This is a genomic window from Ciceribacter lividus (genome assembly GCF_003337715.1).
Taxonomy (GTDB): domain Bacteria; phylum Pseudomonadota; class Alphaproteobacteria; order Rhizobiales; family Rhizobiaceae; genus Allorhizobium; species Allorhizobium lividum.
In genome coordinates, this window is sequence record NZ_QPIX01000014.1 from 65537 (window position 1) to 83504 (window position 17968).

Below are 17968 nucleotides of genomic sequence, written 5' to 3' on the forward strand. Positions count from 1 at the left end.
CTGAGCCTCAGTTTTGCAGGCGCCGGATCGCGTCTTCAGCTTCGCCGATCGCCTCCGGAGTCCCCACAGTTATCCAATGTCCCTTCAGTTCTAGCCCGAATAGGCGACCCTTGGCGATGGCGCGATCGAAATAGATATTCAGGTTGAAGGCGTCTGCTGGCGCGTCGTTCAGAAGGGATGAGTTCATTACGATCGCGCCTGCATAAACGACGGGACGGGAATCTCCGGCGTTGTAGCGCGTCAGGTGCCCTTGCTCGTCGAGATTGAAGTCGCTCTTGCCGTTGTGGCCGGTCGTGTGATCGGGATGAACGCAGAGAAGCGCCATATCCATGCGCGTGGGATCGAAGAAGTCGGCGAGCCGCTCGAGATTGCTTTCGTGGCCGCGCCTGTCGCCGATCCAGAAAAGATCCGCGTTCATAACGAAGACAGTCGTGTCACCGAGCAGGCGAAGACCCTTGGCGAGCCCTCCACCTGAATTCATCAGCCCGGCACGTTCGTCGGAGATGATAACCTGCAGCCGCGGATAGCTCTCCAGATAGCCGATCATCTGCTCGGCGTGATGATGGACGTTCACCACCACCCGCTCGACACCCGCGTCTGCAAGCGTGTCGAGCGCGTATTCGATCATCGCCTTGCCGGCGACCTTCACGAGAGGCTTTGGAACAGTGTCGGTAATCGGCCGGAGCCGGGTTCCGAGCCCGGCAGCAAGCACCATTGCGTCGGTGATCTTCATTCGTCCTACAGAGCTGATTCGGCTGGTTCGATTCCAGCCTTTAGGCACCATTCTCGCAAAGGGGCAAGGACCGGATGCTCGAAGGCAATATCCAGATACCAGAGCGTCCGTGGCATATGCTTCATGTAGCCGGGCTTCTTGTCGCGTTGAAGGAGCCGCACCCACAAGCCTGCAAGCTTGCAGGCCCTTTGTGCCGACATGATCGACCATGCCTTGAGGAAGGTGCCTTCATCGAACGTGCCCTGTGCTCGCCGCAACGCCAGATACTCCGTCATCAGTTGATCAGCGAGATCGCGTTCGACGGTGACGCGTGCATCCTGCACGATGGAAACCACGTCATAGGCCGACGGCCCAATCATGGCGTCCTGGAAGTCGATGAGGCCGACGCGCCGTATTCCCTCTTCGCCGCCGCGCCAGATGATGTTGGGTGAATGGAAGTCTCGCAGAACCAGCGTCTTTTCCACGTCATCGAGTTGATCGATCAGATCATCCCAGATCGCCAGGTATTCTTGACGCTCTGCAGCCGTGGCAGGCGTCCCGTTCCGTCTCCAGGGGAGATGCCAGTCGATCAGGAGTTCGGTTTCCATCTTCATCGCCGTCCTGTCATAGTCGGGCACGTGATGGATATGGCCACTCGGTAGCGAGATATCGCGGTCGAAGTCGGTGTCGTGCAGTCGGGCGAGACAGGCGAGTGCGCCACGGTATCGGTCTGGAGCGGGCATTCCGCTCTCGTCGAGAATGGTTTCTGTGCCGAGATCCTCCAGAAGCAGAATTCCCGCCTCGCAGTCGCTCTCAAGAATTTCCGGCGCGGCAAAGCCACGTTCGCGCAGGCTCGTCGCGATTGCGACGAAGGGGTAGACGTCCTCGGCAAGATGGACAATTTGCGAGTAGGGTTTTCCGTCCCGGATAGGGGGACCGTTGGGTCGTCGCGGCGCGTCCATGAGCACCATGCGCTTGCCGGCGGCCGGATAAACGTACTCGTACGCCCTCGTGGAAGCATCGCCGATCAGGTGTCGTCGGGTTGCGTCGCGATAGCCGTGTCCATCGAGGAAGCTGCGGATTGCAAGCTTGCGCTCGATCCGCTGGAGCCGATCGGGGATAGCAGAGATCGTTACGCGACGCCCGCCCTGGTCGAAGGCAATATCGACATCGATCCGGTCTGCCGGCAGCGCTTGTCCGGCTTTTTCAGGCCACTCGACAAGACAGACGCCCGCATCAAGCGCATCGCTGAAGCCGATCTCTTCCAGTTCCCGTTCGTCACTCAGGCGATACAGGTCGAAGTGAGCCACCGGCAGTCGCAAGTCGTAGTTTTGGACGAGGGTGAATGTTGGGCTAGGGACCTCGAGATAGTCGTCATCGGCCACCGCGCGCAGGAGGGCGCGCGCCAGGGTCGACTTGCCGGCACCCAGATCGCCCCGAAGGGCGAGGCAATCCCCGGCTGTGACAGCCAGCGCCAGGTCTTCGCCGAGGCGGATCGTGTCAGCCTCGGTGGCAAGAGAGAGTGTAAGGCTTCTCGGACTCATTCTGCGGCAACGGATTGCGGGACGGCAGCCGAGGGGATTCGGCAGTGGACCGTCGTGCCGCGACCGGCGTCGCTGTCAATGGAAACCGTGCCGTGGTGCAAGCTGACGAAGCTCTCGACGATCGAGAGTCCGAGGCCTGCACCGGTCCGCTTGCCACCCTTGCTGTTCGACGAAAAGCGGTCGAAGACCGTGGCAAGAATGTCCTGAGGAATTCCGCAGCCGTGATCCGTGACGTTGAAGAGGAAGTCGGCACCTTCTCGCCAGCACTTGAGATTGACCGTGGAGCCTTCCGGCGAGAAGTTGACTGCGTTGGTGAGAAGCTTGACGAGAATTTGTTTCAGCCGCTGCGGATCGGCGACGATCTGTCCGAGATGGCCGGACGCATTGATCTCCAGCGCGACGTTGTTTTCCTGCAATCGGTCCGTCATCTGCATCGACACGTCGTCGAGGAGATCGTCCAAGTCTATTTCGGCATATTCGAGCCGCATGATCCCCGCATCAACCGTGGCGAGATCAAGGATGTCGTTGACGATCGTCAGCAGTACGGCTGACGACGTCGAGATGTGGTCGATATATTCCGCCTGCCTCTCATTGAGCGGTCCGACGACGGGCGTCTTGAGAAGGTCGGTAAAGCCGATGATGTTTGTAAGCGGTGAGCGCAACTCGTAAGAAACATGCTGGACGAACTCGTTCTTGAGTTCGTCCGCCTTTTGCAGGGCTTCGTTTTTCTCCTTCAGGGCGCGCTCGGCCCGCACGCTGTCGGTCATGTTCACGAAGGTCAACATGGTTTGCGCATTCGGAAGCGGCGTCACCGCGAAATCGAGCACGAGGCCGGAATAGAGCTCAAGGGTTCCCTGACTCGACGGTCGCTCGTCATCGAAGCTCGTGATCATCTTGCTGAACGCCTTCCATCCGTCCGGCCTGTCGTAGGACGGCGCGCACGCGGCCTCAATGCTGCGAATATGAGTGCCGGGCGTGGCCTCCGCTTCGGTAATGCCCCAGAGGGCGCGGAAAGCGGGGTTGGAAAGCTGTATCCGGCCGTCAGGGCCGAAGACTGCAACACCTTCGGAGAGGTGGTCGATTGTCTCGCCCTGGACACGCACGAGCGTATTGTAGCGGGTCTCGAGGTCGACCTGTTCGGTCAGGTTCTCGAAGACCCAGGTCGCACCGCCTTGCGGGTGCGCCGAGGCGATGACGCGCAGCGTTTGCCCGTTCGGAAGATGCCAAAGGTCGGTCTGTGTTTCGAAGGACCGGTAGACCGAAAGTGCGTTTTCCTTCCAGTTCTTCCAGTTGAGCTGTTCCGGCAACTTGTTCGCCGCTCGCAGACGATCGAGAAATTCACTGTTGTCCGGCCGCGCTTCCAGGAACGGTGTGTCGAGCTGCCAGAGTTGGGCAAAAGCCTGATTGTAGAACTGCAGCCGACGGTCCCGGTCGAAGATCGCCACCGCGGTGGCAAGATGGTCCAGCGTATCGGCGTGGCTCTTGAGAGTACGGGTAAGCTCTTCGCGTAGCGATTCCGCTTGCGAGATGTCGATCGCCATGCCGCCGGAACCCGACGCGCTCCTCGCGTCGACGACGTCGAAGAAGGTTCGATTGCCTCGCACGACGGTGGAGACCTTCTCGTGGAACGGTGATTCAGGCGTTGAGGTCGCCCGGATCCTCTCCCGGGATACCGTCCCCAGAATCTCCCGTTCCTCGGTGACTGCCTGGGCGGGTGACGTAGCTTCCACCGCCTCGGAGTAGGCTTGGTTGACCCAGACCAGACGTCCCTCCGTATCGCGCTGCCAGACCGGCTGCTCGATCGCGTCCAAGAGTGCTTCGAAGGTCGCTATCGATGCCTTTAGCCGGGATCGCTCGATCTTCAACTCGGCCAGTTCGGCGCGGAGATTGTTGAGGGCCACGAACCGCGCAAAGGCGCGGCCGCCCGACAGGCGTCCTTGAACCTCGATCACCTCCTGGTGGTTGGTTTCGACGATAAGGTCGAAGGACTGCGCGTCGAAGCGCAGCCGTTCTATCGCCTTGTCGAGTTCTCCGGCCGAGGAGGGCTTTAGCCAGCGACCGAAAGCCAGGAATTCGCTCTCGGCCTGCGGCGCACCCGTTTCACCGGGAAGTTGGCCGAGGAATTCCGGTTTGCGGTCGTTTCCGTCCCAGATGACGATGCGCCTGTTCTTGTCGGCGATGATCGCCTGATAGCGTGAAATTCGCTGTCTGGCGTCGGAGAGTGCAGAACGCATCTCCTGACTTTCCGCCTCGAGGGTACCACGCTGACGGATAAGCCATACAGCCGACAGCAGCGCGGCGGAGAGGATACCGATCACTAGCGAGAATCCGACCATCTCGGAGGAAGTGAAGAGCCGCTGCACCTGAGCGGCACCTGCTTCAGCCTGCGCGATTGCAGGCAGGAGTGTGCCGCCCAGTATTGTGCCCGCAAGGTAAGCGCTACGCCATCGCAAAAGAGCTGAAGCCGCATGCTGCGAGTGGTTCTTCGGCTTCGGAGTACGTGCAAGCAGGCGCCGTATACGACCGCTGCGCACCGTGCCCCGCCTGCACGGATTATCTCTGTTTACCGACATATTCGGTCTGTCTCCGTCCTATGTGCCGCATCTCGACAAGACATCCCACTTCGCGTGGCCGCGCCGAAGCGCGAGGCGCGAATCAAGTCTTAAAACAATACTGCCTAAGGGAATCGGCGGGAAGTATTGGGCTCAAAAAAGAAGTCGCGACCTCTGTCAAGGTCGCGACTACTACATCTTGTGGATACTTGCGGTAGCATTAATAGCGATAGTGGTCAGACTTGAACGGCCCCTGGGGTGTGACGCCGATATAAGAAGCCTGTTCTTCCGACAGTTCGGTCAGCCGCACGCCGAGTTTTTCAAGATGCAACCTGGCGACTTTCTCATCCAGATGCTTGGGGAGCACGTACACCCGGTTTTCATAAGCGCTTGGCTTCGTGAACAGTTCGATCTGCGCGAGCACCTGATTGGTGAACGACGCCGACATGACGAAGGACGGATGACCGGTCGCATTGCCGAGATTCAGCAGACGGCCCTCGGACAGAAGAATGATTCGGTTGCCCTTCGGGAACTCGATCATGTCGACCTGTGGCTTGATGTTCGTCCACTTGAGATTGCGCAAGGCCGCGACCTGGATCTCGTTGTCGAAATGGCCGATGTTCCCGACGATGGCCATGTCCTTCATTGCACGCATGTGCTCGATGCGGATGACGTCGCGATTGCCTGTGGTGGTTACAAAGATATCTGCGCTCGAGGTTACGTCCTCGAGTTGAACGACTTCGTAGCCGTCCATCGCCGCCTGCAGTGCGCAGATGGGGTCGACCTCGGTAACCTTTACGCGCGCGCCTGCTCCGCGAAGCGACGCGGCCGAGCCCTTGCCCACATCGCCATAGCCGCAGACCACCGCCACCTTGCCGGCCATCATCACGTCCGTTGCGCGGCGGATGCCGTCGACGAGCGATTCCTTGCAGCCGTACTTGTTATCGAACTTCGATTTCGTGACCGAGTCATTGACGTTGATGGCCGGGAACGGAAGCAGGCCCTTCTGGCTCAACTGGTAGAGGCGATTGACGCCTGTCGTCGTCTCTTCCGTCACGCCGCGGATTGCGTCACGCTGTTTGGTGAACCAACCCGGCGAAGCGACCAACCGCTTCTTGATCTGAGCGAAGAGAATTTCCTCTTCCTCGGAATGCGGATGGCTCAAAACATCCTCGCCGGCTTCGGCTCTTGCTCCGAGCAGGATGTACATGGTGGCATCGCCACCGTCATCGAGGATCATGTTCGAGAGACCGCCGTCGGTCCACTGGAAAATCCGGTCGGTGTAGGTCCAATAGTCCTGCAGTGACTCTCCCTTGACGGCGAACACCGGAATGCCGGCAGCGGCGATCGCAGCAGCGGCGTGGTCCTGGGTGGAAAAAATATTGCAGGAGGCCCAGCGAACCTCGGCTCCAAGGGCCACCAAGGTTTCGATCAGAACTGCCGTCTGGATCGTCATGTGGAGGGAGCCGGTGATGCGTGCACCCTTGAGCGGCTTCTGCTCGCCGAACTCGGTGCGGCAGGCCATAAGGCCAGGCATTTCGGTTTCGGCAATGTCGATCTCCTTGCGACCGAAATCCGCAAGTCCGATATCCGCGACGATATAGTCTTTATTTGTGCTCATGAAGCTCTCCCGGCTGGAATTCTGGCGGCACTGTGCGCCCTTAGGACGGGTATGCGCGCGAGGTAATCGTCCGGCTCTGCGGAGCCGGTTCCAATGGGAAGCGTTTAGCAGGCTTAATGGCGATTGGCAACCGAGATATAAAGAAGTCTTTATGTCTTTATATGGGGTAGGGATCAGGCTTCCTCGCCGAACTTGTCCGAGACCAGAGTCTCGAGCGCGTCCAGTACTTCCTTTGCTTCATTGCCGCTGGCGGACACCATGATCGTGCACCCGGGACTTGCTGCCAGCATCATGAGGCCCATGATCGACGTCCCACCGACGGCGGTCCCGTCCTTCGCAACCGTCACTCTCGCATCGAAGCCGCTGACGGTCTGCACGAATTTGGCCGAGGCGCGTGCATGTAGACCGCGCTTGTTGGTAATCACGAGTTCACGAGACGCCGATGTCATGGAGTTTCTTTCAAGGCATTACTTGCCACTGAGGACGCGGCTGGCGACGTTTATGTACTTCCGGCCGGCCTCCGAGGCCTCAACCAGCGCCTTCTCCATGTTGTTCTCGCCACGGATGCCGGCGAGCTTGATCAACATGGGAAGGTTGACGCCGGCGATCACTTCGATGCGCCCGGCGTTCATGACCGAAATTGCGAGGTTTGAAGGAGTGCCGCCGAACATGTCGGTCAGGATGACCACTCCGTGGCCATCATCTGCGCGCTGGACCGCGTCCAGAATGTCCTGGCGGCGTTGGTCCATGTCGTCTTCCGGGCCGATCGATACCGTTTCTATAAATTTCTGCGGTCCAACCACGTGCTCTACCGCGTGATGGAACTCTTCAGCCAGCTTGCCATGGGTGACAAGCACAAGTCCGATCATTCTCTTTCTGCCCCTTTGCATATGCAGTCAGATGGTCAGATAGTGCAATGCAGCAACTTCGTCCATCAGTGGCTGGTCATCTTGGCGATGTAAATCCGAAGTGCAAGCCAAAAATGCGGCGATATCTTAGGGGCTGACCGTTCCCGAGGCCCTCATGACGGCCTCAATAAAGGAAAACGGAGCCGGTATGCCGAGGGGTAGGCGGAAAAGAGGGAGCGTGATGCCGTGCGCGACCGGGAACCGCTCGCCTTCCGGGGGAAGGCGCTCTGCAGTCGCGGGGTCCACGGGAGATATGGCAACCTGCATTAGTGCGGACGGCAAGCGTTCGACTTCGGCAATTCCGCCGTGCCGCAGTTCGACAAGGCCCGAAATCGTTGGAGGACAGCGCGCCAGCAGATGATCGCCTAGCCTGCTGACGAGAACGCGGTCGTCTGCGACAAGCGCCGCGAATTGACCGAGGGCCCGAGCTTCGCTCAGGCAGGCGAAAGCCTGCGTGGATTTACCGACACCCGAAGGGCCAACGAAGAGCAGGCCGGTCGTGCCGACGACGATCGCCGTAGCATGAATATTGATCTCTGCCGCGCTCATTGCGCGGGCTCGACCGGTAGTGACAGCGTGAAGCGTGCGCCGAGTGTCCCGCCGGTGGTGGTATCGGTGATGTTTTCCGCTTTCAACGTTCCGCCATGTGCTTCGGCGATCTGGCGACTGATCGAAAGACCCAGGCCGGAATTCTGACCAAAGCTCTCACCCTCCGGCCGGTCCGTATAGAAGCGCTCAAAGACGCGGTCGACATTTTCGATCTGAATGCCGGGGCCATTGTCGTCCACCTGAACGACGCAACGACCCTTGGTGCGGAAGAGCCGAACGGTGATGCGTCCTCCCTTTTCCGGCACGAAGGAGCGAGCATTTTCGATAAGGTTGGTGACGACCTGACCAAGCCTCAGGTCGTGGCCGTTGACGACGAAGGATGTTCTTGCACCCGGCCTACGGTCCACGACGAGGGTAATGTCCACCGGCTTCTTCGTGCTGCGGATTTGCCGGGAGATGTCCACCATGCTGGAGAGCAGTTGCTCGAGATCGACGGGTTTGGCATCGCTGCGGGCTAGCTCAGCGTCGAGACGCGAGGCATCCGAGATGTCGCTGATCAGGCGGTCCAGGCGTTTCACGTCATGCTGGATGACGTCCAGCAGCCGCTGCCGAGATGTGTCCGTTCGGGCGAGTGGCAGCGTCTCCACAGCGCTCCGCAGCGACGTGAGCGGGTTCTTCAGTTCATGGCTGACGTCGGCTGCAAAGCTCTCTATCGCATCGATCCTGTCGTAGAGGGCGGTGGTCATCTCGCGCAGCGCGACGGACAGGTTGCCGATTTCATCCTGTCGGGCGGAAAAATCCGGAATCTCCTCGCGTTCCTTCGCTCCACGGCGAACGCGGATCGCGGCGGCGGAGAGCCGGCGCAGCGGAGTCGCTATTGTAGAGGATAAGAGCAAGGAGACGACGATGTTGACGAGCGCGGCGACTCCGAAAACGCGCAGGATTGCGAGGCGTTCGGCGTGGACGATCTTGTCGATATCGCCGGCCTGCGTGGAGAGGAGCAGGACGCCGAGCACTGCGCGGAACCGTTGGACAGGCACCGCAACCGAAACGATCAGAGCACCCGAATCGGTGACACGGACGACTGCTCCTCGCACGCCGGTAAGGGCGTTCATGACCTCTGGGTAGATTGAACCGTCTCCGCCGGGCGCCTCTTTGTAGAGGGGCAGCCCGCTTGGCTGCAGCATACGGTTGAACATCCGGGCGAGCCATTCGAGTACGCCGGGCGATTCGTTCTCTATTGGCGGGAGGTCGAACCGGAGGACCTGACCACGCGAATATAGATGACGTGAGTCGAGGAGCAAGTTCGCATCAGCATCAAAGAGGCGTGCGCGCGTGCGCGTCGGCGAGATCAGACGTCTCAGCACGGGGGCGACCCGTTCCGGGTTGATCGGAAACTCGAGGTCCTCGTCGTTCGGCACCGGGGTGATGCTTTGTCCTGCTTGCAGTTCGAGCAGTTTCTGTGGATCGATGGTGATCGAGTTGGTGTCGACGGACGCCGAAGCGGAGATCGCCCCGGCCATGATCTCGCCCTGCGTCAAAAGGCTTTCCACGCGCGCGTCGATCAGCCCTTCGCGGAACTGGTTCAGATAGAGGATCCCCCCGACCAGCACAAAAAGAGCGGCAAGATTGAAGAAGACGATCCGTCGCGTGAGACTGGAGAACAGCGCGTGACCGAAAATGCGGCGGATGAGCGTAAAAGGATGCGACAGGAAACGGCGCCCCTCGGACGGGTTGTCCGTCTCCTCCAAATTTGAACTGGAAACCTGTTGCTCCAAACGTCAACCTCATTTGCACGGCACCATGCCGGCAGGAGCCGAAACGACGGATGCCGTCAAGCCGCTTCGCGGAACCGGTATCCAACGCCGTAAAGCGTTTCGATCATGTCGAAATCGGCGTCGACCATCTTGAACTTCTTGCGCAGGCGCTTGATGTGGCTGTCGATGGTGCGATCGTCAACATATACCTGCTCATCATACGCCGCGTCCATGAGCGCGTCGCGGCTCTTCACGACGCCAGGACGCTGGGCAAGCGATTGCAGTATCAGAAATTCGGTTACCGTGAGCGTCACCGGGTCGCCTTTCCAGGTGCACGTATGGCGTTCCTGGTCCATGACCAACTGCCCCCGCTCGAGCGTGCGCGCCTGCGACTCTGCGCCGGCTTTTGCGCCGACCGATCCTGAAACAGCCTCGCGGCTGCCGGAGCGGCGAAGGATTGCCTTGACGCGTTCGACAAGAAGCCGCTGTGAAAACGGCTTCGTGATGAAGTCGTCGGCGCCCATCTTGAGACCGAAGAGTTCATCGATCTCTTCATCCTTCGAAGTAAGGAAAATGACGGGCAGATCCGACTTCTGCCGGAGGCGCCGCAGCAATTCCATGCCATCCATGCGCGGCATCTTGATGTCGAAGATCGCGAGGTGCGGCGGGCGGGCGAGCAAGCCGTCCAGTGCCGAGGCGCCATCCGTGTAGGTTTCGACCTTGTAACCTTCCGCCTCCAGAGCAATGGACACGGATGTCAGGATGTTACGGTCGTCGTCAACGAGCGCGATTGTTTGCATGCTGTTCGTCTCCGTCATCATAAGCGCGGCTCCTGGTATCGATCCCAATCAATCCGGGTCCCCATTTGCGCGCTTCTTGGGGGTAAAGGTGGAACAAATTGTGGCAAAGATAAAGGGGCGCGTCGATCGGTCGCCGGAAGGCGATCCCTCGATACCGAGGGGAAACCGCGAAAATTGCCGGGTTCAAACCGATTTAAAAATCTCGTTTCGAATTTAAATCGATTAAATATTTGATATCATTGATATTTTCTTCTAATGTTGTCTTGCCTTTTAGAAACGCGAACACTAGGTTCGCGAAAAATTCAACGGCAATCCCCCACAACAAAGGAAGAGTGTCCATGGAGGAGCTTGGTGTAAATAATCCCCTCATCGGGGTAGCGTCGATCGGGTTGGGGGACGCGGCACGCGTCTACTACAACTTCCTTGAGAGCGAGCTTTACGAAGAAGCCATTCGCCGCAAGGAAGCCGTCCTGACCGCCGATGGCGCGCTTTGCGCCGTAACCGGCCAGCACACTGGCCGCTCCGCGAAGGACAAGTTCATTGTTCGTGACAGTCACACGGACGGCGAAATCTGGTGGGACAACAACAAGCCCATGTCGCCCGAGCACTTCGGTCTGCTCCACAAGGACATGCTGGCGCATGCTGCGGGTAAGGATATTTTCGTCCAGGATCTCGTCGGGGGCGCCGATGCCGATAACGCACTGCCGACGCGGGTGGTAACGGAACTCGCCTGGCACTCGCTCTTCATCCGCAACTTGCTGATCCGTCCGGACCGTTCGACTCTCGGCGAGTTCCAGCCGAAGTTGACCATCATCAACCTGCCGACGTTCCGCGCCGACCCGTCTCGGCATGGCTGCCGCTCCGAGACGGTGATCGCCTGCGATTTCACCAACGGCATCGTACTGATCGGCGGAACCTCTTACGCCGGCGAGATCAAGAAGTCGGTCTTCACGGCCCTCAACTACCTGCTGCCGCCGAAGGGCGTCATGCCGATGCACTGCTCGGCCAATGTTGGCCCGGCAGGCGACACCGCGGTCTTCTTCGGCCTTTCGGGTACCGGCAAGACCACGCTTTCTGCCGATCCGAGCCGCACGCTGATCGGTGACGACGAACACGGCTGGGGCGAGCACGGCGTGTTCAACTTCGAGGGCGGTTGTTACGCCAAGACGATCCGTCTGTCGGCGGAGGCAGAGCCGGAAATCTACGCGACCACCAAGCGCTTTGGTACCGTGCTCGAGAACGTCGTGCTGGACGACCGTCGTTTGCCTGACTTCCATGATGGTTCACTGACGGAAAACACCCGCTGCGCCTATCCGCTGCACTTCATCCCGAACGCATCGGAGACCGGTCGTGCCGGGCATCCGAAGACGATCATCATGCTGACGGCCGATGCCTTCGGTGTCCTGCCGCCGATCGCGCGCCTCACGCCCGAGCAGGCGATGTATCACTTCCTCTCCGGCTATACGGCGAAGGTCGCCGGCACCGAGAAGGGTGTCACGGAGCCCGAAGCGACGTTCTCGACCTGCTTTGGTGCGCCGTTCATGCCGCGGCACCCGGCTGAGTACGGGAACCTGCTTCGCGATCTGATTGCCCGCCACAACGTCGATTGCTGGCTCGTAAACACGGGCTGGACCGGAGGCGCTTACGGCGTGGGCCATCGCATGCCGATCAAGGCAACGCGTGCGCTGCTGACCGCTGCACTCAACGGTGAACTCAAGAAGGTCGAAACCCGCACCGATCCGAACTTCGGCTTTGCCGTTCCGGTTGCCGTCGAAGCGGTAGACAGCGCAATCCTCGATCCGCGCTCGACCTGGGCGGACGGCGAGGAGTACGATGCACAGGCCAAGAAGCTGGTCGCGATGTTCATCACCAACTTTGCGAAGTTCGAAGATCACGTCGATCACACTGTCCGGGCTGCGGCTCCGAGCGCGAGCATTGCCGCCGAGTAATCTCGACTGCTTGAACCTGTCAGAGGCCCGGTGGTCATATGACCACCGGGCCTCTTTGTCATTGGTGGTTCCCGTCGGGGCCCAAATATGGGAATAGAACGGTTGGAGACAGCCGATGGCCAGCGACGCGCTTTACATAGACGACCGGATCACGATTGCGGGTTGGGAACTGACGGAGCAGTTTGTTCTGGCAGGCGGGCCGGGAGGCCAGAATGTCAACAAGGTTTCAACTGCCGTACAGCTGTTCTTTGACATCGTCGGATCACCTTCTCTTCCCGAGCGGGTCAAGACAAATGCTTTGAAGCTCGGTGGGCGGCGCGTCTCCAAAGACGGTGTCCTGATGATCGAGTCCAGCCGTTTCCGCAGTCAGGAACGCAATCGCGCGGACGCGAGAGAGCGGCTGAAGGAGCTGATCCTCAAGGCTGCGGAGCCGCCACCGCCGTCACGACGAAAGACCAAGCCCACCAAAGGTTCCGTCGAGCGAAGGTTGAAGGAAAAGGCCGGCCGTTCGGAGGTGAAGAAGATGCGCGGTCGGCCTGCCGGTGATTGATGGGAACTGCCCGGTGCGGATGTCAGACCCGGAAAGGGGACGTGATGGCGATCAATACCGGTCCAGGCTGGAGCTTTCCGGACGGAGTAAAGCTCTATCCCGGCTATCTGACGCGCGACCAGCAGAAGGCGCTGCTAGAAGAGGTACGCGAAGTGGTCGCTGCCGCCCCTCTCTATGTCCCGGTCATGCCGGGCACCGGCGCACCACTATCGGTTCGCATGACCAATTGCGGCTCGCTCGGGTGGGTGACGGACAAAGTTCGCGGCTATAGATATCAAAGCGTGCATCCGGTTACCCAATCAGTCTGGCCGCCGATTCCTGACACCCTCATCCATATCTGGGAGCAGGTTGCATGCTATCCGAAACGTCCGGACGCTTGCCTCGTGAATTTCTACGCCGGCGATGCACGAATGGGACTGCATCAGGACAAGGACGAGCAGGATCTTGAAGCGCCGGTGGTGTCGGTCTCTCTCGGAGATACTTGCCTCTTTCGCCTTGGTGGCAAGAAACGCAACGACAGGACCCGCTCATTCCGGCTTGCAAGTGGTGACGTGCTCGTTCTCGGAGGCGAAGGGCGCTTGGCTTTTCACGGGGTGGATCTGGTTTATCCCGGGACCTCGACCCTGCTGAAGAACGGTGGACGGATCAATCTCACGCTCCGGCGCGTTAGCCTCTGACCGCCGGCGGCGGGTCAAAGCTTCCGCAGAGCTACCTTCTGGACCAGATGGTTTTCACCCTTCTGTAGGATGAGATCGGCACGCGGTCGCGTCGGCAGGATGTTCTCCCGGAGGTTCTTCAGGTTGATGTTGGTCCAGAGATCTTCGGCGATCTCCAGTGCTTCCTGCTCGCTTATGGTGGCGTAGCGATGGAAATACGAGTTCGGGTCGCGGAAGGCCGTCTGTCGCAGCTTCATGAAGCGGTGCACATACCAGCGATGGATCAGCGTCTCATCGGCGTCGATGTAGATCGAAAAATCGAAAAAGTCGGAGACCATCGGAACGATCTTGCCATCCGCGGGCAGATCGCGTGACTGCAGGACATTGATTCCCTCGAAGATCAAGATATCCGGCCGGTCGATGACCTTGTACTCGTTCGGCAGCACGTCGTAGGTGAGGTGCGAATAGCAGGGTGCCTTCACGTTCGGCAGACCGGCTTTTATCGCTGACAGGAAGCGCAGAAGTGCTCCAATGTCGTAACTTTCGGGGAAACCCTTGCGGTTCAACAGGTTCTCGCGGATGAGAACCGCATTCGGATAGAGAAAGCCATCCGTTGTGATGAGGTCGACCTTCGGGCTCGACGGCCAACGGGCGAGCAGTTCCTTCAGGACGCGAGCGGTGGTCGACTTACCCACCGCGACGGACCCGGCGATGCCGATGACGAAGGGTGTTTTCGCCACATCAGACATGCTGAGGAACCGATTGCGCTGCTCGAAGAGCAATTGCGAGGATTCCACATGAGAGGAAAGCAGGCGCGACAGTGACAGGTAGATGCGCCGGACTTCCTCCAGATCGATCGGGTCGTCGATCGACCGCAGGCGGTGCACCTCGTCCGCCGTCAGCGTCAGCGGGGTGTCGGCACGAAAGCGCGCCCATTCTTCCGAAGAATAGAAGTGATAGGGCGAATAATCGTTGGCTTGGAAATGATCGAGCGTCTCGGGCACGTCGGCTGGCCGTATAGCTGTTGTCATGGATCCCGCCGGTTGGCCTTTTCGCTGAGGCCTGTCTGGGCTGTTCGCCGCTGAAGCTCCTGCATGACAGCTTCTAGCGGTACGTCGGCGATTTTCAATACGACCAAGAGATGATAGAGCAGATCGGCACTCTCGCAGACGAGGTTCTGCCGGTCTTCGGCAATTGCGGCGATCACGGTCTCCACCGCCTCCTCACCGAGCTTCTTGGCTGCTTTGCGCTGTCCGCCGTGGACGAGTTTGGCCGTCCAGGACTGATCGGGTTCAGCCATTGCGCGCGTGGCGACGATCTTTTCGAGATCCGTCAGAGAGAACATGGTCATTCCGCCGCTCCGTCTTCTTCAGTCGAGCCGCATGGGGATGCCGTGGTCCGCCATGTAGCGCTTCGCCTCGCCGATACTGTATGTTCCGAAGTGGAAGATCGATGCCGCAAGGACGGCAGTCGCATGACCTTCCTTGATCCCGGCAACGAGATCATCGAGATTGCCGACGCCGCCCGAGGCGATGACCGGAACACGCACGGAGTCGGCAATGGTCCGCGTCAGCGCGATGTCATAGCCGCTTTTCGTGCCGTCCCTGTCCATGGACGTGACGAGGAGCTCTCCGGCCCCGCGCGCTGCCATCTTGCCCGCGAATTCGACAGCGTCGATGCCCGTCGGCTGACGACCGCCATGGGTGAAGATCTCCCATCGGTCGGTTTCTCCGGGCCCGGATACCTTCTTGGCATCGATGGAGACGACGATGCACTGATCGCCGAACTTGTCTGCGGCCTCGGCCACGAAGTCCGGGCTTTTCACCGCGGCCGAGTTGATGGACACCTTGTCCGCCCCGCACAGGAGGAGCTTGCGGATGTCGGCGATCGTCCGAACACCGCCGCCGACCGTGAGCGGCATGAAGCAGTGCTCCGCGGTGCGCGCAACGACGTCGAAGATGGTGTGGCGATCTTCCGACGATGCTGTGATATCGAGGAAGGTGAGTTCATCGGCGCCGGCGGCATCGTAAGCCTTTGCCGCCTCGACCGGGTCGCCGGCATCGATGAGGTCGACGAAATTGACGCCCTTGACGACGCGGCCGTCCTTGACGTCGAGACAGGGAATTACACGAGCTTTCAACGTCATGGTTGCACCTCGGGATTGCGGGCGGCCTTGATCAATGCGAGCGCCTCGGCGGGATCGATACGGCCGTCATAGAGCGCCCGGCCGGAAATGGCGCCCTCGAGTTTTCGGGCGTCCGGCTGCAACATGCGACGAATGTCCCCGATCGAGGCGAGACCACCGGACGCAATGACCGGGATAGAAACGGCCTCCGCGAGCGCCAGTGTCGATTCCCAGTTGATGCCGGTCAGAATTCCGTCGCGGTCAATGTCGGTGTAGATGATTGCTGCAACGCCGGCCCCTTCGAATTGGCGTGCGAGTTCGATGACGCCGAGCTCCGAGGCTTCCGCCCAGCCTTCGACCGCTACCTTGCCGCCCTTGGCATCGATGCCGACGGCAATTCTTCCGGGAAACGCCCTGCAGGCCTCGATGACCAAAGCCGGATCACGCACCGCCACGGTGCCGAGGATCACGCGTGCGAGACCGCGTGCCAGCCAGGATTCGATATGCGCGAGCGTACGGATACCTCCTCCGAGCTGGACCGGGTTCTTCGTCGCCTTGAGGATGGCGTCGACGGCCGCACCGTTGACGCTCTCCCCGGCAAAGGCGCCGTTGAGATCGACGACGTGCAGCCACTCGAAACCCTGCTCCTCGAAGGCTTTTGCCTGTGCAGCCGGATCAGGATTGTAGACCGTCGCCTGAGCCATGTCGCCGAGCTTCAGTCGGACGCACTGACCGTCCTTCAGATCTATTGCGGGGAAAAGGATCATAGATTCATCCAGCCTCTTTATGGGGCCCAGGTCAGGAAATTTGCGATCAGCTTCAGGCCGAGCTTCTGACTCTTTTCCGGATGGAACTGGGCGCCGGCCATGTTGTCACGGGCGACGAAGGCGGTAACCGGCGCGCCATAGTCGGTCGTCGCGACGATGTCATCGGGATCGTTAGCCGCGAGATGATACGAGTGGACGAAATATGCGTGCAAACCGGCCGGACCCGTCGGGATATCGTTAAAGAGTGGGTGAGGTCGACGAAGATCGAGAGTGTTCCAGCCGATCTGCGGTATCTTCAGGTTCGGATCATCGGGAGTGATCTCGACGACGTCGCCTTTGATCCAGTCGAAACCGGCGGTCACCGTCTTCTCGAGGCCGCGACTCGACATCAGTTGCATGCCGACGCAGATCCCGAGAAAGGGTCTCTCCTTTTCTTCGACGGCAACGGCAAGAGCTTCATTCATGCCAACAACGGCATTCAGACCTCTTCGGCAGTCGGCATAGGCGCCGACACCTGGCAGAACGATGCGGTCGGCGGACGCGACGCGTTCGGGTTGGTCGGTCAACTCGATGTCCGCCGCGACTCCGCTTTCACGCGCCGCACGTTCGAAAGCCTTGGTGGCCGAACGGAGGTTTCCCGATCCGTAATCGATGATCGCCACACGCATGGGCTAAGTCCTTTCGTTCGCGGTAGCCACCGTATCCTCGCTCCTGTCGTCATGACAGGGATATGCGGACATCGAAGCGGAACCGCAATTATGCTGTTGCTTCAGATCAGGGAGCCCTTGGTCGACGGGACGCGGCTGGCCTGGCGCGGGTCGATTTCCGTTGCGCTGCGAAGCACGCGGGCGACCGCCTTGAAGCAGGTTTCTGCAATATGGTGATTGTTTGCGCCATAATGGTTCATGACGTGCAACGTGATACCGGCGTTCTGCGCAAGCGCCTGGAAAAATTCCCTGACCAGCTCCGTGTCGAACGTGCCGATCTTGGGGGCACTGAAGGAGACATTCCAGACGAGGAACGGCCGGCCCGATACGTCGATTGCCGCCTTGGTCATGCTTTCGTCCATGGCAAGGTCGATCGACGCGTAGCGGCTGATGCCGCGCCGGTCCCCGAGAGCCTTCGAGATCGCCTGCCCGAGCGCGATACCTGTGTCCTCGACAGTATGGTGATCGTCGATGTGCAGGTCGCCTTTCACCTCGATATCCATGTCGATGAGAGAATGTCGGGAGAGCTGGTCGAGCATGTGGTCGAAGAAGCCGACGCCCGTCGATATCCTGGATTGGCCGTTGCCGTCGATATTGACGGAAACGGCAACGGAGGTCTCGTTGGTTTCGCGAGAGACGGCACCCGTGCGGTCCGATGCGGCAGTCGACATGGTTCTACTCCGGAAAGTTCTGCGTGCTCCTTATCAGGCGCCGTGGCAAATATCCAGAAGAGAGCGTCAAAACAGCGCGATGGCAGGCATTTGGCGGTCG

The 17968-nt window shown here is 59.9% G+C and carries 18 protein-coding genes; 3 read left to right on the forward strand and 15 right to left on the reverse strand.

Features of this window, described 5'->3' with window-relative positions; translation table 11 throughout:
- Nucleotides 1-7: 7 nt before the first annotated feature.
- The 9 genes from DFR48_RS19920 to DFR48_RS19960 all read right to left on the reverse strand — a co-directional run bounded on the left by DFR48_RS19920 (nt 8) and on the right by DFR48_RS19960 (nt 10443).
- Nucleotides 8-733: a nucleotidyltransferase family protein gene (locus DFR48_RS19920; protein ID WP_114364967.1), complete on the reverse strand. Its 726-nt coding sequence runs from the start codon at nt 731-733 to the stop codon at nt 8-10.
- Nucleotides 734-738: 5 nt separating this feature from the next.
- The gene (tsaE, locus tag DFR48_RS19925) at nt 739-2256 is read right to left on the reverse strand and encodes a tRNA (adenosine(37)-N6)-threonylcarbamoyltransferase complex ATPase subunit type 1 TsaE (protein WP_114364968.1); all 1518 of its coding nucleotides are present in this window, start codon (nt 2254-2256) and stop codon (nt 739-741) included.
- A complete protein-coding gene (locus DFR48_RS19930) occupies nt 2253-4829 on the reverse strand; it encodes a PAS domain-containing sensor histidine kinase (protein WP_114364969.1) in 2577 nt (858 codons plus the stop codon). The genes tsaE and DFR48_RS19930 overlap by 4 nt, the downstream gene beginning before the upstream one ends.
- A gap of 199 nt (nt 4830-5028) precedes the next feature.
- A complete protein-coding gene (gene ahcY / locus DFR48_RS19935) occupies nt 5029-6429 on the reverse strand; it encodes an adenosylhomocysteinase (protein ID WP_114364970.1) in 1401 nt (466 codons plus the stop codon).
- 173 nt (nt 6430-6602) lie between these two features.
- Nucleotides 6603-6878, reverse strand: coding sequence for an HPr family phosphocarrier protein (locus DFR48_RS19940; RefSeq protein ID WP_114364971.1), 276 nt, complete (start codon nt 6876-6878; stop codon nt 6603-6605).
- 18 nt (nt 6879-6896) lie between these two features.
- Nucleotides 6897-7298: a PTS sugar transporter subunit IIA gene (locus DFR48_RS19945; protein ID WP_114364972.1), complete on the reverse strand. Its 402-nt coding sequence runs from the start codon at nt 7296-7298 to the stop codon at nt 6897-6899.
- Between the two features lie 126 nt (nt 7299-7424).
- Entirely contained in the window at nt 7425-7886 is a 462-nt protein-coding gene (locus DFR48_RS19950) for an HPr kinase/phosphorylase (RefSeq protein WP_114364973.1), read from the reverse strand.
- Nucleotides 7883-9637, reverse strand: a complete 1755-nt coding sequence (locus DFR48_RS19955) for a sensor histidine kinase (protein ID WP_245415673.1) — start codon at nt 9635-9637, stop codon at nt 7883-7885. The genes DFR48_RS19950 and DFR48_RS19955 overlap by 4 nt, the downstream gene beginning before the upstream one ends.
- 83 nt (nt 9638-9720) lie before the next feature.
- Entirely contained in the window at nt 9721-10443 is a 723-nt protein-coding gene (locus DFR48_RS19960; RefSeq protein WP_114364996.1) for a response regulator transcription factor, read from the reverse strand.
- Nucleotides 10444-10781: 338 nt separating this feature from the next.
- Between DFR48_RS19960 and DFR48_RS19965 the strand changes: the two genes are divergently transcribed.
- The 3 genes from DFR48_RS19965 to DFR48_RS19975 all read left to right on the forward strand — a co-directional run bounded on the left by DFR48_RS19965 (nt 10782) and on the right by DFR48_RS19975 (nt 13619).
- Nucleotides 10782-12392, forward strand: coding sequence for a phosphoenolpyruvate carboxykinase (locus tag DFR48_RS19965; protein WP_114364975.1), 1611 nt, complete (start codon nt 10782-10784; stop codon nt 12390-12392).
- Nucleotides 12393-12507: 115 nt separating this feature from the next.
- Nucleotides 12508-12942: an alternative ribosome rescue aminoacyl-tRNA hydrolase ArfB gene (gene arfB / locus DFR48_RS19970; RefSeq protein ID WP_112690546.1), complete on the forward strand. Its 435-nt coding sequence runs from the start codon at nt 12508-12510 to the stop codon at nt 12940-12942.
- 44 nt (nt 12943-12986) lie between these two features.
- On the forward strand, nt 12987-13619 hold the full coding sequence (locus DFR48_RS19975) for an alpha-ketoglutarate-dependent dioxygenase AlkB family protein (protein WP_114364976.1): 633 nt from the start codon (nt 12987-12989) through the stop codon (nt 13617-13619).
- 14 nt (nt 13620-13633) lie between these two features.
- On the opposite strand, the gene coaA is transcribed toward DFR48_RS19975, so the two are convergent.
- The 6 genes from coaA to hisB all read right to left on the reverse strand — a co-directional run bounded on the left by coaA (nt 13634) and on the right by hisB (nt 17868).
- Nucleotides 13634-14629: a type I pantothenate kinase gene (coaA, locus tag DFR48_RS19980; RefSeq protein ID WP_114364977.1), complete on the reverse strand. Its 996-nt coding sequence runs from the start codon at nt 14627-14629 to the stop codon at nt 13634-13636.
- The gene (locus tag DFR48_RS19985) at nt 14626-14949 is read right to left on the reverse strand and encodes a phosphoribosyl-ATP diphosphatase (protein WP_114364978.1); all 324 of its coding nucleotides are present in this window, start codon (nt 14947-14949) and stop codon (nt 14626-14628) included. The genes coaA and DFR48_RS19985 overlap by 4 nt, the downstream gene beginning before the upstream one ends.
- 18 nt (nt 14950-14967) lie before the next feature.
- Nucleotides 14968-15744 carry an imidazole glycerol phosphate synthase subunit HisF gene (hisF, locus tag DFR48_RS19990; protein WP_112690542.1) on the reverse strand — a complete coding sequence of 259 codons (777 nt, stop codon included), beginning with the start codon at nt 15742-15744 and terminating at the stop codon, nt 14968-14970.
- On the reverse strand, nt 15741-16490 hold the full coding sequence (gene hisA, locus DFR48_RS19995; protein ID WP_114364979.1) for a 1-(5-phosphoribosyl)-5-[(5-phosphoribosylamino)methylideneamino]imidazole-4-carboxamide isomerase: 750 nt from the start codon (nt 16488-16490) through the stop codon (nt 15741-15743). Before hisA ends, hisF begins: the two co-directional genes overlap by 4 nt.
- A 17-nt stretch (nt 16491-16507) precedes the next feature.
- A complete protein-coding gene (gene hisH, locus DFR48_RS20000) occupies nt 16508-17158 on the reverse strand; it encodes an imidazole glycerol phosphate synthase subunit HisH (protein ID WP_114364980.1) in 651 nt (216 codons plus the stop codon).
- Between the two features lie 101 nt (nt 17159-17259).
- A complete protein-coding gene (hisB, locus tag DFR48_RS20005; RefSeq protein ID WP_114364981.1) occupies nt 17260-17868 on the reverse strand; it encodes an imidazoleglycerol-phosphate dehydratase HisB in 609 nt (202 codons plus the stop codon).
- Nucleotides 17869-17968 lie beyond the last annotated feature (100 nt).

Bases quoted from the DNA above. Each gene is read 5' to 3' on its own strand.
- DFR48_RS19985 (WP_114364978.1), bottom strand. From the start codon at position 14,949: ATGACCATGTTCTCTCTGACGGATCTCGAAAAGATCGTCGCCACGCGC.
- coaA (WP_114364977.1), bottom strand. From the start codon at position 14,629: ATGACAACAGCTATACGGCCAGCCGACGTGCCCGAGACGCTCGATCAT.
- DFR48_RS19960 (WP_114364996.1), bottom strand. From the start codon at position 10,443: ATGCAAACAATCGCGCTCGTTGACGACGACCGTAACATCCTGACATCC.
- DFR48_RS19930 (WP_114364969.1), bottom strand. From the start codon at position 4,829: ATGTCGGTAAACAGAGATAATCCGTGCAGGCGGGGCACGGTGCGCAGC.
- DFR48_RS19920 (WP_114364967.1), bottom strand. From the start codon at position 733: ATGAAGATCACCGACGCAATGGTGCTTGCTGCCGGGCTCGGAACCCGG.
- hisH (WP_114364980.1), bottom strand. From the start codon at position 17,158: ATGCGTGTGGCGATCATCGATTACGGATCGGGAAACCTCCGTTCGGCC.
- DFR48_RS19945 (WP_114364972.1), bottom strand. From the start codon at position 7,298: ATGATCGGACTTGTGCTTGTCACCCATGGCAAGCTGGCTGAAGAGTTC.
- DFR48_RS19975 (WP_114364976.1), top strand. From the start codon at position 12,987: ATGGCGATCAATACCGGTCCAGGCTGGAGCTTTCCGGACGGAGTAAAG.
- DFR48_RS19940 (WP_114364971.1), bottom strand. From the start codon at position 6,878: ATGACATCGGCGTCTCGTGAACTCGTGATTACCAACAAGCGCGGTCTA.
- hisF (WP_112690542.1), bottom strand. From the start codon at position 15,744: ATGACGTTGAAAGCTCGTGTAATTCCCTGTCTCGACGTCAAGGACGGC.
- ahcY (WP_114364970.1), bottom strand. From the start codon at position 6,429: ATGAGCACAAATAAAGACTATATCGTCGCGGATATCGGACTTGCGGAT.
- arfB (WP_112690546.1), top strand. From the start codon at position 12,508: ATGGCCAGCGACGCGCTTTACATAGACGACCGGATCACGATTGCGGGT.
- tsaE (WP_114364968.1), bottom strand. From the start codon at position 2,256: ATGAGTCCGAGAAGCCTTACACTCTCTCTTGCCACCGAGGCTGACACG.
- DFR48_RS19950 (WP_114364973.1), bottom strand. From the start codon at position 7,886: ATGAGCGCGGCAGAGATCAATATTCATGCTACGGCGATCGTCGTCGGC.
- DFR48_RS19965 (WP_114364975.1), top strand. From the start codon at position 10,782: ATGGAGGAGCTTGGTGTAAATAATCCCCTCATCGGGGTAGCGTCGATC.
- hisB (WP_114364981.1), bottom strand. From the start codon at position 17,868: ATGTCGACTGCCGCATCGGACCGCACGGGTGCCGTCTCTCGCGAAACC.
- hisA (WP_114364979.1), bottom strand. From the start codon at position 16,490: ATGATCCTTTTCCCCGCAATAGATCTGAAGGACGGTCAGTGCGTCCGA.